At 31.8% G+C, this 16,482-nt stretch carries 15 protein-coding genes; 2 read left to right on the top strand and 13 right to left on the bottom strand.

The annotated features are described in order from the left end of the window. Positions 1-16: 16 nt before the first annotated feature. The 13 genes from tgt to hflX form a co-directional block, all read right to left on the bottom strand. On the bottom strand, positions 17-1,147 hold the full coding sequence (gene tgt, locus CLMAG_RS03975; RefSeq protein ID WP_066618191.1) for a tRNA guanosine(34) transglycosylase Tgt: 1,131 nt from the start codon (positions 1,145-1,147) through the stop codon (positions 17-19). Between the two features lie 220 nt (positions 1,148-1,367). Beyond that, positions 1,368-2,393 (bottom strand): tRNA preQ1(34) S-adenosylmethionine ribosyltransferase-isomerase QueA, encoded by a 1,026-nt coding sequence (gene queA / locus CLMAG_RS03970; protein WP_066618190.1) that lies wholly within the window; start codon positions 2,391-2,393, stop codon positions 1,368-1,370. A 91-nt stretch (positions 2,394-2,484) separates the two neighbouring features. Beyond that, a complete protein-coding gene (gene ruvB, locus CLMAG_RS03965; protein ID WP_066618188.1) occupies positions 2,485-3,531 on the bottom strand; it encodes a Holliday junction branch migration DNA helicase RuvB in 1,047 nt (348 codons plus the stop codon). A gap of 18 nt (positions 3,532-3,549) precedes the next feature. Next, complete coding sequence (gene ruvA / locus CLMAG_RS03960; RefSeq protein WP_066618186.1) at positions 3,550-4,143, bottom strand: Holliday junction branch migration protein RuvA; 594 nt, start codon at positions 4,141-4,143, stop codon at positions 3,550-3,552. Positions 4,144-4,294: 151 nt separating this feature from the next. Then, the gene (locus CLMAG_RS03955; protein WP_066618184.1) at positions 4,295-4,900 is read right to left on the bottom strand and encodes a hypothetical protein; all 606 of its coding nucleotides are present in this window, start codon (positions 4,898-4,900) and stop codon (positions 4,295-4,297) included. A gap of 119 nt (positions 4,901-5,019) precedes the next feature. Next, positions 5,020-5,877 (bottom strand): YitT family protein, encoded by an 858-nt coding sequence (locus CLMAG_RS03950; RefSeq protein WP_066618183.1) that lies wholly within the window; start codon positions 5,875-5,877, stop codon positions 5,020-5,022. A 171-nt stretch (positions 5,878-6,048) separates the two neighbouring features. Next, positions 6,049-6,789: a YebC/PmpR family DNA-binding transcriptional regulator gene (locus CLMAG_RS03945; RefSeq protein WP_066618182.1), complete on the bottom strand. Its 741-nt coding sequence runs from the start codon at positions 6,787-6,789 to the stop codon at positions 6,049-6,051. Positions 6,790-7,084: 295 nt separating this feature from the next. Then, entirely contained in the window at positions 7,085-7,732 is a 648-nt protein-coding gene (locus CLMAG_RS03940; protein WP_066618180.1) for a YigZ family protein, read from the bottom strand. Between the two features lie 5 nt (positions 7,733-7,737). Further along, complete coding sequence (locus CLMAG_RS03935; protein WP_066618178.1) at positions 7,738-8,385, bottom strand: HEAT repeat domain-containing protein; 648 nt, start codon at positions 8,383-8,385, stop codon at positions 7,738-7,740. An 84-nt stretch (positions 8,386-8,469) separates the two neighbouring features. After that, a complete protein-coding gene (locus CLMAG_RS03930) occupies positions 8,470-9,876 on the bottom strand; it encodes an aminotransferase-like domain-containing protein (protein ID WP_066618174.1) in 1,407 nt (468 codons plus the stop codon). A gap of 114 nt (positions 9,877-9,990) precedes the next feature. Then, on the bottom strand, positions 9,991-10,887 hold the full coding sequence (locus CLMAG_RS03925; protein ID WP_066618171.1) for a nucleotidyltransferase domain-containing protein: 897 nt from the start codon (positions 10,885-10,887) through the stop codon (positions 9,991-9,993). Positions 10,888-11,015: 128 nt separating this feature from the next. After that, the gene (locus CLMAG_RS03920; RefSeq protein ID WP_066618169.1) at positions 11,016-11,237 is read right to left on the bottom strand and encodes a hypothetical protein; all 222 of its coding nucleotides are present in this window, start codon (positions 11,235-11,237) and stop codon (positions 11,016-11,018) included. Positions 11,238-11,267: 30 nt separating this feature from the next. Then, positions 11,268-13,049 carry a GTPase HflX gene (hflX, locus tag CLMAG_RS03915; protein WP_066618167.1) on the bottom strand — a complete coding sequence of 594 codons (1,782 nt, stop codon included), beginning with the start codon at positions 13,047-13,049 and terminating at the stop codon, positions 11,268-11,270. A gap of 259 nt (positions 13,050-13,308) precedes the next feature. On the opposite strand from hflX, the gene hpt reads away from it, so the two are divergent. Together hpt and CLMAG_RS03905 are read left to right on the top strand one after the other, a co-directional pair. Next, positions 13,309-13,836: a hypoxanthine phosphoribosyltransferase gene (gene hpt, locus CLMAG_RS03910; RefSeq protein ID WP_066618166.1), complete on the top strand. Its 528-nt coding sequence runs from the start codon at positions 13,309-13,311 to the stop codon at positions 13,834-13,836. 211 nt (positions 13,837-14,047) lie between these two features. Next, positions 14,048-16,444, top strand: a complete 2,397-nt coding sequence (locus CLMAG_RS03905; protein WP_066618164.1) for a transglycosylase domain-containing protein — start codon at positions 14,048-14,050, stop codon at positions 16,442-16,444. Positions 16,445-16,482: the final 38 nt, after the last annotated feature.

The following is a 16,482-nucleotide window of genomic DNA, read 5'->3' as shown; positions in this document are numbered from 1 at the left end:
AAGAAAACTTTTGAATCTAGGCCCTTCCACCCCATTGTTCTAGTTTCTGTTTTTTATAATCTTGGAAGTAATCCCCATCAATTGCTTCTCTTATTTCCTTCATAAGGTTATTATAAAAATATAAATTGTGAAGCACACAAAGTCTCATTGCAAGCAATTCTTTAGCCTTAAATAAATGCCTTATATAAGCTCTTGAGTAATGTTTGCATGCAGGACACTGACAACCTTCATCTATTGGGTTTGCATCAAGTTCGAATTTTGCATTCATTAAATTTATTTTACCATCCTTAGTAAAGACATGTCCGTGTCTTCCATTTCTTGCAGGAAGTACACAATCGAAGAAATCTACCCCCCTGTCTACCGCTTCTAATATATTACTTGGTATACCAACTCCCATAAGGTATATTGGTTTATCCTGCGGAAGGTGAGGAGCCACTGCATCTATTATTCTGTACATCTCCTCATGAGTTTCTCCAACTGCTAAACCTCCAATAGCATATCCATCTAAATCTAATTTAGCTATAGTTTTAGCATGTTCTATTCTTATATCTTCATAAATTCCCCCCTGATTTATTCCAAAAAGCATCTGCTTATTATTTATAGTATCAGGTAAGGAATTTAATCTGTTTAATTCATCTTTACATCTATATAGCCACCTAGTTGTTCTAGCCACAGAATCTTCAACATATTCTCTTGGTGATGGATTTGGTATACATTCATCAAAAGCCATAGCTATTGTAGAAGCTAAATTGCTCTGTATTCTCATACTTTCTTCTGGTCCCATAAATATTTTTCTTCCATCTATATGTGAACTAAAATAAACTCCCTCTTCTTTGATTTTTCTCATTTTTGACAATGAAAAAACTTGAAATCCACCTGAGTCTGTTAAAATAGGTCTGCTCCAATTCATAAATTTATGTAATCCACCCATTTTTCTTACCACTTCATCACCTGGTCTTAAATGTAGGTGATATGTATTGGAAAGTTCCACCTGACAACCAATTTCCTCTAAATCTATACTAGATACAGCCCCTTTTATGGCTGCTAAAGTTCCCACATTCATAAAAACTGGAGTTTGAACTACTCCATGAGGAGTTGTAAACTCTCCCCTTCTAGCATTTCCACACTTCTTAAGTAATTTGTACATCTGAACGCTCCTTTTAATTAACATTTATTTTTCCGATGACTACCCGCTCTAATATTCCATCTTTATATGAAACTCCTCTTTCTTACGTCAGAGGAGTAAGCGATTCGCACCAAATCATAGATTTGGGCTCTCTGCTTAACATGGAATAAAGAGCGGCTACATCCCTGGATTCGTTCAACTAAGAATCAGATGGAGTCTAATGTACCATCTGATTCAAGTTTCACTTCACAAACATTGCATCTCCAAAACTAAAAAATTTATACTTTTCACGTACTGCTGTTTCATAGGCATTCATTACATTTTCTTTTCCAGCTAAAGCACTTACAAGCATTATTAATGTTGATTGCGGAAGATGAAAATTTGTGATTAATTTATCTACAACTTTATATTTATATCCTGGAAATATAAATATATCAGTCCATCCTGACTGTTCTCTTACTTTACCACTTTCATCACCAATAGTTTCTAAGGTTCTACAGGAAGTTGTTCCCACTGCAATTACATTTTTCCCATTTTCCTTTGTTTTATTTATTATATCAGCAGTTGCTTTTGACATACAATAGTATTCTGCATGCATGTTATGTTCCTCTATATTTTCTACTTTAACAGGTCTAAAAGTTCCCAAACCAACATGTAGAGTTAAAAAGGCTATACTTACACCTTTTCCTTCTATCTTTTCTAGTAACTCCTTTGTAAAATGGAGCCCTGCTGTAGGTGCTGCAGCTGAACCTTGTTCCCTTGAATAAACTGTTTGATACATTTCTTTATCTTCAAGTCTTTCTGTTATATATGGCGGCAAAGGCATCTGTCCAAGCTTATCTAGCACTTCTTCGAATATACCCTCATATTCAAACTTAACTATTCTGCTTCCTTCCTCACCTAGACCAATTACCTCGGCTTTAAGTTCTCCATCTCCAAATACAAATCTAGTTCCTATTTGTGCTCTTTTTCCTGGTTTAACTAGAGTCTCCCAAGTATCTTTATCTACTCTCTTTAGAAGTAAAAATTCTATTTTACCACCAGTTCCTTCTTTACTTCCTATAAGCCTTGCTGGAAGTACCCTTGTATCATTTAGCACAATACAATCTCCTGGTTCCAAATAATCAATTATATCCTTAAACACCTTATGTTCAATTTCACCATTTTCTTTATTCATTACCATTAATCTTGCTTCATCCCTTTTTTCCATAGGATGTTGAGCGATTAGCTCTTCTGGCAAATTAAAATCAAAGTCAGTAACCTTCAAAACTTTCCACTCTCCATTTCATCTGTAGTACGAGTATCTAACATTAGCATTGACTTAAATCATCATTCCTAAAATAAATCAATAACCGATGTTACATATCTTCTTTTTCAAATATTGAATATTGTTCTACTGTTTGTTTACCTAATTTTTTACTTCTATTTAGATGCTTATAGGCACTATCAGATGCGACTCTTCCCCTCGGTGTCCTTATAATAAATCCTTTTTGCAGCAAATATGGTTCATATACATCTTGAATAGTGTCTAATTCCTCTCCAATAAAATAGGAGAGAGTTTCAAGACCTACTGGTCCTCCATTAAAATTGTCAATTATGGCTGTTAATATCTTATTATCTATACTATCAAAGCCTTCTTTATCAACATCTAAAAGTTCTAAGGCCGCTTGGGCTGTGTGAATATCTATTATTCCTGTTCCCTTAACGTCTGAATAATCCCTGACCCTCTTCAATAGCCTGTTGGCTATTCTTGGAGTTCCTCTAGATCTTCTGCCTATCTCACAAGCTGCATCTTCTGTTATTGGCACATTAAATATCTTCGCAGATCTTACCATAATTTCTTTAAGTTCATCATCTTCATAAAACTCCATTGGACATAAAACTCCGAATCTATCTCTTAAAGGTGATGTTAAAAGTCCAACCCTTGTAGTAGCCCCGATAAGAGTAAATTTAGGTAAATCAAGCCTTATAGATTTTGCAGAAGCACCCTTTCCAATGACAATATCTAAAGCATAATCTTCCATAGCTGGATAAAGTATTTCTTCAACATTTCTATTTAATCTATGAATTTCATCAATGAATAGAACATCATAATCATTAAGACCTGTAAGAATTGCTGCTAAATCCCCTGCTCTTTCTATTGCTGGGCCAGAGGTAACCTTTAAGGTTCCACCCATCTCCATTGCTATTATATTTGCTAAAGTAGTTTTTCCAAGACCTGGTGGACCATATAGCAATACATGGTCTAAGGCTTCTTTTCTCTTCTTTGCTGCTTCTATAAAAATTTTAAGTTTATCTTTAACCTTTCTTTGTCCAATGTATTCACTTATTTTTTTGGGTCTTAAACTATATTCATGATCTCCATCTTCTTCTATATTTAAAGGTGTAACTATTCTATTCTCCATAACCATTACCACCTATTCTTAATTCATTAAAAGCCTTAATGAGTTTTTAATTATATTTTCTAAAGTATCACTTTTGTTAACAGAATCTAGAACTTTTTGAGCTTCTTTTTCTGTATAGCCTAGTGCAATAAGTGCTTCTAAAGCCTCTAAAACATTTCCCGTATTTTCTTCTGATAAAATTTCTTCGCCACCAATTGCCACAAGTTCATCTGGCTTTATTTTATCCTTAAGCTCTAAAATAATCCTTTGAGCCATCTTTTTTCCTATACCCGGTGCTCTTGTTATTGTTTTTTCATCACTAGATAAAATGGCATATTTTAAGTTATTCACATTACTTATTGATAAAAGAGATAATGCCGCTTTTGCCCCTACTCCATTTATAGTTAAAAGAAGTTTAAACATATTAAGTTCTTCAGTAGTCAGAAATCCATACAACCCAATAAAATCTTCTCTTACAATTTGCTGTAAATAAAGTTTTATTTCTTCGTCTATCTTTGGAATCTGAGCAAGTGTACTTCCTGAAGTATGTATCTTATATCCTATGCCATTATTTTCAACTACTATGTAATCCTTATTCATGCCAGCATAAGTTCCCTTTATATATTCATACATAAAATTCCTCCGAATTTACAAATTTTCAATTCTGCTTTTTTCACCTATTATAGTACTATACTAGATATTAACTATGTGCCATCTATAACATATACTACTTTACCATTTTAATAAACTTAATTCAAGTAACGCAAAAACACCTTGAAGGCTATTATTCATAGTCTTCAAGGCGTGATTCTGCATCTTCTCTTGTATCACACTGAAAGTATTTGTCACCTTTCGTTAAGAGCTGTATATCTGCTTCTTTAAGCTTATCAGTCTTTATGTCCGTTAAATCTCTTTCATCATTTTCTATAAACATGTTTCCGTCTTTATCTGTTTTATATATGGCAATGCGTCCATCCTTTATTCCAAGTACATATTTATTCGGTGCATACTTATCTACTTCTCTTATTAAAACTACCTCTGATGAAGTTATATTCTCTACTTTATATCCTTCATTCTTATATATTTCATCAACTTCATTTTTTTTCTTTCCAGACAAATTCTCTGCTTTTTCCTCTTTTTCTGTTACAACTTCCCCGCTTTTAATGTACTTTACTTTAAATACTAAATTTGCATTAGCTGATACTACATCATCTAAATTCGAATGTACTGTTAAACCATCCGGTGCTACTGAATTAGTGCTATTAAATTGATCCTTGTTATCTTTTATATTTGTCACCTTCAATTTATTTACACATACATAAAAACTTAAACTAAAAATTGCAATAGTTAAAATAACTAATAAAATAGTCCTAGCTTTTCTTTCATCCATAATATCCCTCCTTAGAAATATTATGGACATCAACTCGCAACATTATTCACGTTTTATTATATTTTTTATTAAATACATATTATATACAGCTATATTCTTCAACCCTAAACCTATTGACCTTAATGAATTGCTTTCTTTCCATATCTTTTCCCTGAAGCCTCAACACTTGCAATAGTAACTAATGCATTTTCATCAAACCCATGTACAATACCTTTTAATTTAGCAATCTCTAAACGTGATACAACAACATATATGACATTTGTTGCTTCACCTTTATAAGCACCTTCCCCATGTAATAATGTAACCCCTCTTCCAAGTCTATCCGTTAACGCTTCAGAAATATCCTTGTTTTTTTCAGATACAATAATTACTGCTTTTGACTCATCTAACCCCTCAATAGTAATATCTATAGTCTTAAATGCAATAAAGTACGCCATTAGAGAGTACATTGCTCTATCCCATCCAAATATTAAGCCTGAAGCACCTAATATAAACAAGTTAAAGAACATTACGATTTCTCCGATAGAGAAGCCACTTCTTTTATCTAGTATAATTGCAATAATTTCAGTCCCGTCTAATGAACCACCATTTTTTATAATCAATCCTACACCTGCTCCAAGTATAATACCACCAAATATAGTTGCCAACAGTGTATCTTGGGTTATACTAGAAACTGGGTGTAAAATTGATACACCAATTGACAAACATATTACTGAAAACAATGTTGAGAGAGCAAATGTTTTTCCTATTTGCTTATAACCAACAATTAGGAAAGGTATATTTAGTATAAGTATAAAGATTCCTAATGAAAGATTGGTTATATAACTTGCCATTATTGATATGCCTGTTATTCCACCATCTATTATATTATTTGGTATTAGGAATATTTCCAGACCTATTGACGCAAGAACTGAACCCAAAATCATTAATAAAACTTTATTAACAGCATTAAAAATATGATTATATTTATTTTTCATTTGACATCCCCCTTTGGCTTGCACTATCATAAATTACTATCCCGTAATAACTTATGATTAAATTATACAATTAAATACAAATACAGTTAAAAAATAAAAAACACCTCCAATACAGACGTATGTCTATATTAAAAGTGTTCTTAATTAGGTATATAAATTCCCTCGAAGCCCCTATTCTTCAAAGCCTTCTGGGAACTCAGCGTTGTGGTAAACGTCCTGAACGTCGTCATCATCTTCAAGCTTATCGATAAGCTTTTGAACCTTTACTGCTGTTTCCATATCTACTTCAGACATAGTATCTGGTATCATTGTTATTTCAGCTGATAGGAACTCAAGTCCTGCTCCTTCTAAAGCTTCTCTAACTGTACCAAAGTCTTCTGGAGTAGTAGTTATTTCAAATACTTCTTCTTGAGCATCGAAATCTTCTGCGCCAGCATCTAAAGCTTGCATCATGATTTCATCTTCATCCATGCCATCTTGTTTTTCAATAATGATTTGACCCTTACTTTGGAACATGAAAGAAACACAGCCAGTTGAACCTAAGTTTCCGCCTTGTTTTGTGAAGGCAGCTCTTACATTACCTGCTGTTCTATTTTTGTTATCAGTTAAAGTTTTTACTATAACTGCAACTCCACTTGGTCCATATCCTTCGTAAACTATCTCTTCATAGTTTAATCCTTCCATTTCGCCTGCGCCTTTTTTAATTGCTCTTGTTATTGTGTCTTGAGGCATATTGTTAGCCTTAGCTTTTGCTATTACATCTCTTAATTTGCTATTTGTGTCTGGATTTGATCCTCCATTTTTAGATGCCATAGCTAGTTCTTTTCCTATTTTAGTAAAAATTTTACCTCTTTTAGCATCCGTTTTACCTTTTTTGGCTTGTATATTATGCCACTTTGAATGTCCTGACATATTAATTTCCCCCTAACTTATGGTTTATATATTATTTTTGCTAATTATTAAAAATCTAATACAACTACTTGATCTGATGACTACCCGCTCTAATACTCCTATTTTGTTCAAAATGTGAGTAAAGACCGTCTACGTCCCTGGATTGGTTCAGCTAAGAATCAGACCCATCTGATTCAAGTTTCACTTCATATGTAGTTTTAGAGTCCTTATTATTTATGGTTGGAAAAATGCCTAAATTATTATATCATACAAAACCTTGTAAATACAAATATTAATATGGCAAAAATGGGGTTATCTATTCTTCTTTAAACAATCTATTTTCTAACTTAAAATAATAATTCTCATCGCCTATAATAATTTCACATTTACCATTTGTAGTTTCTACTGTGTTACTTTGTAGAACCTCAACTACATCTTTTGGACAGTACATTGTAATTTTAACCTTATCTGTATAATCAATATTTTCTGTATGCCATAGGTTTTGTTCAAATAAGTATTGAACTTTACCTAACATATCATAATCTATTATAATATCTATTATTAATCCTTTGACCTTTTCTACAATTCCTCCCTCACTTACAGCTAATGCAGCACCCTTTGAATATGCTCTTACAAGCCCACCCTTTCCCAGTAAAATTCCACCAAAGTATCTTGTAACTACTACCACAACATCGGTTATTTCATTCTTTTTTATAACTTCCAAAACAGGTATACCGCCTGTTCCCTGCGGTTCTCCATCATCGCTATACCTCTGTATTCCCATATTTTCACCAATAACATAGGCATAAACATTATGCCTTGCTTCTCTGTGTTCACTTTTTATTTTATTTATAAATTCTTTAGCCTCATCCTCATTATAAATTCTTTTAATATGTCCAATAAAAACCGATTTTTTTTCTTCAAACTGAGCACTTACCTCATCCTTTATTGTAAAATACCCCACTTATATCACACCTCCCCTACCTCTGAAAAGTATTCTTCTGCTGTTCTTTTTATATAATCTTTCTCAGTTTTTTTATAAACTTCTTTTATTTTTTCCATGGCATTCTCACTTTTTATTTTTATTAAAGCTTTTATAGCATACATAACTACCTGGGGATTTTGATCTTCTAATGCTCTAATAGCTATTTTTTCCATATCTTTTTCTCCAATTTTCCCTACAGCTGAAACCGCCATGCGCCTTACATTCACATGATTATGAACTGATGCCTTAATTAGAATATCTAATACTGTTTTATCTCCAATTTCCCCCAATATCCACACTGCATTTTCTTTATCTTTAGTTTTCATATCAGCATAGTTATCCCTTATAAATTGAACTAGCTTGCTTTTATTCAAGTCATTTAGGTATCTTAGAGCTTCTATTTTATCCTGTTTACCAGATTTAGATATAACCTGAAAAAGCTCTTCTTCATCATTACTTTTAGCCAGTATACCATATTTTATTTTACCATCTAATACATGCTTTTGAATAGTTTCCTTATTTAAATTCCTAATTCTGCATAAACTTTCAATTGATTTTCCCTCAAGAAACAAAAAATATGTTATATCTTCATCACTATAACTAATTATGTCACTCCAATTTATATTTATCATTCCTTTTAAGCTCAGACAAATCACCTCTTTTCCACGAAGTAGAAACTTGAAGCAGATGAGGTTTCAAATCTCATCTGACAAAATTCATTCCATTAGATGCCCTAGTACCTCTACTCCTTCCCTTATGTTATTTTCATTTGTTTTAGAAAACCCCATTTTAAAATACTGTCTTCCATCTGATGGATTTTTATAAAATAATGTTCCTGGAGTAATTAGTACATTTCTATTTTTCGCCATTCTAAAAAGATTGATAGAGTCTACTTTAATACAATCTCTTATTTTCAAATAAAAATGCAATCCCCCACCAGGACTTATAAAATCTACTTTTTTCCCCAAAAATTCTTTTAAACATTTTTCTGTAAATAAATATCTGTCTTTATATAAGTTATTTAGATTACTTATGTAATCTTTCCAAAATCCCTGTTTAATATATAAATCTAGTGCTCTCTGCATTAGGCTGGAAGTGGATATATCTGTATTAATCTTAGAATTTTGAATACTATCCTTAAATTTTATTGGAGATATTAGATATCCGATTCTTATTCCAGGAAGGAATATTTTTGAAAAACTTTTTATATATATTACCCTATCGTTCTCATCAAGACTTTTGAAACTTCTATATTCTATATCTTTATCATAAATTAACTCTGATAAATAGTCATCTTCTATAATATAAAAATCATAAATTTGTGCTAATCTTAAAATCTGCTTTTTCTTTTCAGTAGTATAGGACATACCCGTAGGATTTTGAAAATAACTCATAGTGTAGAAACATTTGATCTTATTCTTTTTTAGTATTTTTTCGAATCTTTCTACATCAACTCCACCACTTTCCATAGGCACTTCAAAAATATCTGCTCTTCTGGATTTAAAAACAGAGAGAGCGCCACTATAGGTTGGCCTTTCAATTATAACACTATCATTTGTATTTATAAGTGCTTTAGATACTATATCTATTCCCTGCTGAGCTCCCGATACTATTAAAACATCATCACTATTAACTTTATTTGCCCAAAAAACTTCACTAATACTTTCCCTCAACCCTTCATACCCTAGTGCTTCTTGATATACAAGAGCTTCTGCACCATCCCTATCAAGTACCTCATTTATCACATTTTTGAAAGCACCTATATCAAAGAATGCATTATTAGGAGTTTCCCCGGTAAAGTCTATATATTCGTATAATGCTTTTGAAGATATCTTTTTTAACACCTCTGAATATTCTTTCTTAAAATTTTTACTTATATCTTTTCTCTTGGCATAAGTACCACTCCCTATTTTTTGAACTGCATATCCTTCACTTTGAAGCTTTTTATAAGCATTAACTATAGTTACATTATTTACATCTAGAAACTCTGCAAGACCTCTTATGGAAGGCAACCTTTCCCCATCTTCTATTTTATTTGCATCTATTAATTTTTTTATATGCCTAGTAATTATAATGTATTTAGGAGTTTCCTCTTCTAATAAACTTATGAAATACTTATTCATCCCTCTCACCTCTCCCCTTTGATTATTTTAACTTAGGGATATTCAAAAAATAAACGAACTTAAATTTAGTGTTACTAAAACTTAAGTTCGCAAACTACACTCATAATAAATTTTCTAGATAAAATAAACATTTTCCTTAAATAAGATTTTACCCTTCTCATCTTTGTAATCTCTAGTTTCTCTTTTTATTAAGTCCTTTAACCAAAGCTTGTTCAATATCTCTTCCATATTTATATCGTAACTATAAAATAATTTATCTCTCTTAATATCTTCAGCACTTAAAAAGCTATCTTTTTCTCTCATATAATTAATTAAAACATTTGTTAAGTTCCTAATTGATGAGTCTATGTTTTTTTGCAAGTAAGCAAGAGTATCATTTATAGCTTCTTCTATATTTTTCTTGTTAAAAAATAAATCATCTACACATTTTCTAAAGTTATCATTTAAATTCATTGCCATAGTCATTGCATCTTTACTTATCATATATCCTGAGGAATTTATATATAATCTTGCAAATTCTTCTACAGATCTTACCGCTGCAGAATGAGCAGTGTATATCCCGTCATTTTGTAGATACTTTCTACTTAGCCCCATATTTTTTAATAAATTGCCTAGATAAACCATATTCCATCTTTCCCTATCTAGGTCTGGATAATACCTTCCATTGTCGTATCTAGCGGTAACTTCTCTATCCTTTGAAAATACAAGTCTTGATGATGCAAATATTCTATGAATAAACCCCCCTCTTAAGTCTTCTTCATGAAGTTGCAGGAACTTGCTTTTGCTCATAAGTTTAACATGTACAGGTATATCTTTTTCTTCCATATATATATTTTCTATGTCTGAGCTTTTTTTATCTAATATAACAAACATATCTATATCTGATTCGTCCCACAAATCACCAGTAACCATACTTCCAAAAACCATAACTGCTAGCACTGAATCATTGGACTTCATTCTTTCAATTATACTATTAAAAGCCTTTTGATATTGCAAGATAGTCCTCTCCATATTTTTAATTTTCCCCCTTTTTTTTAACTAATAAGAATTAAATGAACATTGAATTTTTTTATATTATATACTTATATAAGTATAATTACAATACTAAAGTTGCAAGGATGAATGATTTCTTTCAATATCTAAATATTGATTTTATATACTTTACTACTTTCTGTAATTCCACAATTCTCACATTTGAATAAATGTATACAATAGTTGTCGGCATCATTTATGGGATCTTGAGGCCCATATGGATCTGAATAATCTTGAACCCTTCCCATATTTATCATTAAGCTACCACAATCTTTACATTTTGCATCTGTGTCTTTTATTTTATTGCACAAAGGACATATTTTTGCCATTTTTTCACATCCTCTTTATGAACTTATTCTCTATTTTATCATATACCTTTCACATTTATTATATACTTCATCATCTACTATTGCAGAAATATAAGTTCCCTCATCTTTATATTCTTCACTTTCTACCTTCGCATTTCTGTGAAGAAAAGCTACTATAGATTGCTCGTTATAAGGCACAATATATTCTGCCTTCTTCATTGTATATGGCAGTAATTTAGATACTTCATCTAATAATAAGTCTATATTAATCTCCTGCTTAGCAGAAATGCTTATAGTATTTATGTTACTATACTTTTCTTGAATACTTTTTATATGCTCTTCAGAAGCACGGTCTATTTTGTTTAGAACTAGCATGGTTGGTTTATCTTTTACTCCAAGTTGCATCAAAACATTGTTAACCGCATCTATTTGTTCTTCCGCAGTGCTTGATGATGCATCTACAACATGTAAAAGCAAGTCAGCATATGTGACTTCTTCCAGAGTTGATTTAAAGGCTTCTACTAGGTCGTGTGGAAGCTTTTTTATAAATCCTACAGTGTCTGTCACAGTAATAGTTCTGCTATCCGGTAACTCTATAGCTCTAGTTGTTATATCCAATGTAGCAAAGAGCATATCAGCTTCAAATACCTTTTCTTTTTGAGCAGTTTCTTTTGGCATAGCTATTTCACACAATTTATTTCTTAGAGTAGATTTGCCAGCATTTGTGTATCCCACTAAAGATACCTTTGGTATATTATTTCTTCTCTCTCTCTGAGTTTCTCTAACTAACTTTATCTTTTTTAGTTCCCTCATAAGATCATATATTTTTTCTCTTATATGTCTTTTATCTACCTCAAGTTTTTTCTCTCCAGGTCCTCTGGTTCCAATTCCTCCACCAGTTCTAGACAGAACAGTACCCAGTCCAGACAGTCTTGGCAACCTATATTTCAACTGAGCCAATTCTACCTGTATTTTAGATTCTCTACTTCTTGCTCTCCTCGCGAATATTTCAAGTATTAATGTAGTTCTATCTATAACTTTTGCTCCTATATTTTCTTCTAAGTTTCTTACTTGTGAAGCAGAAAGCTCATCGTCAAATATAACTACATTTGCACCACAAGCCTGCCTTAGCAGCCCTATTTCCTCTACCTTGCCTTTTCCTACATAAAAAGCAGTATCTATTGAAGATCTTTTTTGTAACACTTTTTCTACAACCTTTACATTACATGCTTTAGCAAGTTCTGCAAGTTCATCTATGCTCTCTTCATCGTCTACACCTACAAGCACTGCTCTTTCACTATCATCATCTATAATATCTTCATTTTTAAGTAGATTTTCAATATATTTTACTTTATCTAATATATTGTATTGAATAGTCTGATCAATAGATAGAGGTCTAGTCATTTCGCCAACAAGTATATCATTTTCTATACTACAGAAGCCTAATGTAATATCCGTACATCCCTTATCGCAAACTCCTATTGCTGCTATGCAATCTAGTTTAAGCTTTAATAAAGCAGACATATCTATAGCAGAAAGCCTTGAATTTCCATTTGGATGAGTATGTATTATCCTAACTCCACATAGCTTTTTTTCTTTAACATCTATTTCTGGCATTTCTACTGTACTACTATCGCCTACAGCTACAGCAACCACCGTTCCTTTTCTGTTAACCGCAACACTAACTTCCCTATTTAAATATATTGTTGCTTCTGAAATTATACTTATTAATTCCTCAGTACAAATACTGTCTCTAGGAACTCTAATATCATAAACCCCATTTAACTTTTCTAGAATAAAATTTTTTACACCTTCTATATTTCCATATACCATAAAATCATCTCCACAGTTTATTTTGAATAAATTTATAATAACTAAATAAAAAACAAATAATCACATTAGTTCATATAGTTAATTTTCCATATAATATATTAATATATGTGGAAAAGTTTTAAATATTATATATTCAAGTATTTTACAATTTAAATACATAACTTTATATTTTTCCAAATACTCTCTTCACTTGACAACTTTCATATAATTTTATACTATAAAGTCGTTGTTGTAAATATATATGGTTGGAGGACTGTTGATGGAGGAAAAATCAAGAAATATATTAATAAATCAAGAGAAAATTTCTAAAAGGATACAAGAACTTGGTAAAGAAATTAGTAAATCCTATGAAGGAAAAAACTTATACGTTCTTTCACTTTTACGAGGAAGTTTTATATTTGCGGCAGACTTAGTAAGAGAACTAAGCGTTCCTGTTAAAATAGGATTTATGACAACTTCAAGTTATGGCCATTCAGAAGAATCCTCTGGATCTGTAAAAGTTGTAAATGATATTCCTGATGATATAAAGGGATATGATGTTCTTATTGTAGATGATATAGTAGATACTGGAATAACAATGGATTTTGTAAAAAAACATGTTAAAGAGCTAGGTGCATCTAGTGTTAAATGTTGTGTTCTCTTAGATAAACCTGAAAGAAGAAAGATAGATATAAAGCCAGATTTTTGTTGTTTTGAAATTCCTGATGTATTTGTTGTTGGATACGGACTAAACTATGGTGATTACTATAGAAATGTACCTTATGTGTTTAATTGGGAAGAAAAATAATCATATTCTTAGTTTTATTCACTTAATCTAATACTCTCAGCCTGTTAGAAAATGCTTTTTTTCTAACAGGCTTTTATTTTTAAATGTAGAGCAAAACTTGAATCTCTGTTCTTTATCTTTCAAATTTTCATATATATTTTATTAACCCTTTCATTTATGTTATAATAGTTTAAAATTAGTTAATTGCTGAATAAAAACAAGGAGGACAATTATGGTTAAAAAGCGCAAAAAAGCTCCTAATAAAGCTTTGAAAATTACGCTGATTACTATATTAAGTTTATTTATATTATCATTGGTAGCATCATTTGGGGTGGTTTTAGCTATAATAAAAAACGCACCAGACCTAGATGTGAATCAAATTTTAACTTTGAATGAAACATCTGTTTTATATAATGATAAAGATCAATTTATGGATGTGGTAGTTACGCATGATCAAAGAACGGTAATTACATCTAAAGATATGCCCGAAGACTTAAGAAACGCTTTTGTAAGTATTGAAGACGAAAGATTTTACGAACATAATGGGATAGATTTAAAAAGAATAAGTGGTGTAATATTAATAGACATAAAAAGCAAATTAAAAGGTCAATCAACACTACAAGGTGCCTCAACAATAACCCAACAACTTTTAAAAAATACACTTTTATCATCTGAAGTGTCAATTAAGAGGAAACTACAAGAGATATATTTAGCCCTTAAGTTAGAAAAGTATTTAACAAAGGATCAGATATTAGAAGCCTATATGAATACCATATTTCTAGGCGGTAGAGCTAATGGAGTTGAAGCTGCCTCTCAGCAGTACTTTAGTAAAAAAGCTAAGGATTTAAACCTAATAGAATGTGCTTTTATTGCTGGTGTAACCCAAAGTCCATCTGCATCCTTCTCTGCAGTAACTAAAAAAAATTCATCATCTTATATAAATAGAACTCAAACTGTATTAATGAAAATGTATGAAAATGGGTATATATCTCAAGACCAGTATAACAGCGCATTAAATGATTTAAATAGCAATAAACTTACTTTTCAACTTCAACTAGATACTAATAGTAGACTTAGTTATGAAGCATTCTCTCTTCCAGCTATCGACCAAGTTAAAAGAGACTTAAAACAAGAATACCATTATAGCGATACAGAGGTTCAACATTTACTTATGTATGGCGGATTAAAAATATATACTACTATGGACAAAGATGCACAGGATAACACACAAAAACTATTAAATAATGATAGTACATTGCAGAATAAATCTAAAAAAGATAAGGATGGTAAAATAATACCACTTCAGGCTTCTGCTGTAATAATGGATTACCACTCAGGTGAAGTAAAAGTAATTATTGGTGGAAGAGGAACTCAAGATGCTCTATCTTTTAATAGAGCTACTGAAGTTAGTGGCATAAAGGCTTTTCCTAGACGTCCGGGCTCCGCTATAAAGCCGCTAACAGTTTATGGGCCTGCAATAGACTCAAAACAAGTAACTGCTGCTACTGATATAAAAGATGCTCCTCTTCCAGATAATATAGCCAAATTATATGGCCAAGGTGGTAGGCAGTATCCTTATAATGATAGTAGAGAGTATGGTCTATATGGTGAGAGTGTAACTTTAAGAACTGGTTTAATGCATTCTTTAAATACAGTAGCTGTGAGCCTAGAAAATCAAATAGGTTTAAAAACTGGAGCTGAATATTCTGAAAAGCTTGGACTTAATTTAAATGCTACCGATAAACAAAGTATTGCTGCACTTTCTCTTGGTCAGCTTACAAATGGTACCTATCCATTAAATATAGCTGCCGCATATGGAGTCTTTGCAAATAATGGCTTATACACTTCTCCAAAGCTTTATCGAAAAGTAGTAGATAGAAACGGAAGAGTTTTATTAGAAAATAAAACTCAAACAAGAAAAGTATTTTCTCCTGAAACTGCTTATATAATGTATGATTTATTAAAAGGACCTGTTAGTCCTTCCGGTACAGGGCCTAACGCAAACTTTGGTGATATGCCGGTTAGAGGAAAAACTGGTACCTCAGGAGAGCAAAAAGACTTATGGTTTTCCGGTCTTACCCCTTATTACTCTGCTGCTGTATGGTTAGGATATGATGACAACTCCATAATTAATGGTATTTATAGTAATACTGCTGCTGGTGTGTGGGCATCTATAATGGCGCCGCTTCACGAGAACCTACAGCCAAAAGATATTGACATACCTGAAGGTGTTGTAAGTGCTGTGGTGTGTGAAGATTCTGGCAAGTTACCGACTTCTGCCTGCTATAGTGACCCAACTGGCAATAAAACCTATAGTGAGCTATTTATAGACGGCACTATACCAACTGATTACTGTAATCTTTCTCACTCCTATCGTACTAATGACTCTATTATTGATAACTTATTGAAGCCTTTTAAAGGTGATACTCCTAATTCTAATGAAAATAATACTATTAACACAGACAACAAAGACAAGAATAAAAATGATAATGCAAATTCTAATGAAAATAACACAGAAACGGATAATATCAATACGGATCAAGATGATGCAAACAGTCCAAACACTAACACTGACAATAACACAAATATTAAAAAACCAAATAAAAAAAATAATGTTATTGAAAATTAATTTTATTTTTTAAAACTTAACCCAGCTCTTTTGAAGCA

Origin of the sequence: Clostridium magnum DSM 2767, assembly GCF_001623875.1 — a bacterium.
Lineage (GTDB): Bacteria > Bacillota > Clostridia > Clostridiales > Clostridiaceae > Clostridium_AM > Clostridium_AM magnum.
Note: the sequence above shows the minus strand (reverse complement) of the source record. Positions and strands in the feature narration are given on the sequence as shown.

Coding starts and splice junctions, on each gene's coding strand:
- tgt (WP_066618191.1), bottom strand. CDS start 1,147: ATGTACAAATTACTTAAGAAGTGTGGAAATGCTAGAAGGGGAGAGTTT.
- ruvB (WP_066618188.1), bottom strand. CDS start 3,531: ATGGAGAATAGAATAGTTACACCTTTAAATATAGAAGAAGATGGAGAT.
- ruvA (WP_066618186.1), bottom strand. CDS start 4,143: ATGTATGAATATATAAAGGGAACTTATGCTGGCATGAATAAGGATTAC.
- CLMAG_RS03955 (WP_066618184.1), bottom strand. CDS start 4,900: ATGGATGAAAGAAAAGCTAGGACTATTTTATTAGTTATTTTAACTATT.
- CLMAG_RS03950 (WP_066618183.1), bottom strand. CDS start 5,877: ATGAAAAATAAATATAATCATATTTTTAATGCTGTTAATAAAGTTTTA.
- CLMAG_RS03945 (WP_066618182.1), bottom strand. CDS start 6,789: ATGTCAGGACATTCAAAGTGGCATAATATACAAGCCAAAAAAGGTAAA.
- CLMAG_RS03935 (WP_066618178.1), bottom strand. CDS start 8,385: ATGATAAATATAAATTGGAGTGACATAATTAGTTATAGTGATGAAGAT.
- CLMAG_RS03930 (WP_066618174.1), bottom strand. CDS start 9,876: ATGAATAAGTATTTCATAAGTTTATTAGAAGAGGAAACTCCTAAATAC.
- CLMAG_RS03925 (WP_066618171.1), bottom strand. CDS start 10,887: ATGGAGAGGACTATCTTGCAATATCAAAAGGCTTTTAATAGTATAATT.
- CLMAG_RS03920 (WP_066618169.1), bottom strand. CDS start 11,237: ATGGCAAAAATATGTCCTTTGTGCAATAAAATAAAAGACACAGATGCA.
- hflX (WP_066618167.1), bottom strand. CDS start 13,049: ATGGTATATGGAAATATAGAAGGTGTAAAAAATTTTATTCTAGAAAAG.
- hpt (WP_066618166.1), top strand. CDS start 13,309: ATGGAGGAAAAATCAAGAAATATATTAATAAATCAAGAGAAAATTTCT.
- CLMAG_RS03905 (WP_066618164.1), top strand. CDS start 14,048: ATGGTTAAAAAGCGCAAAAAAGCTCCTAATAAAGCTTTGAAAATTACG.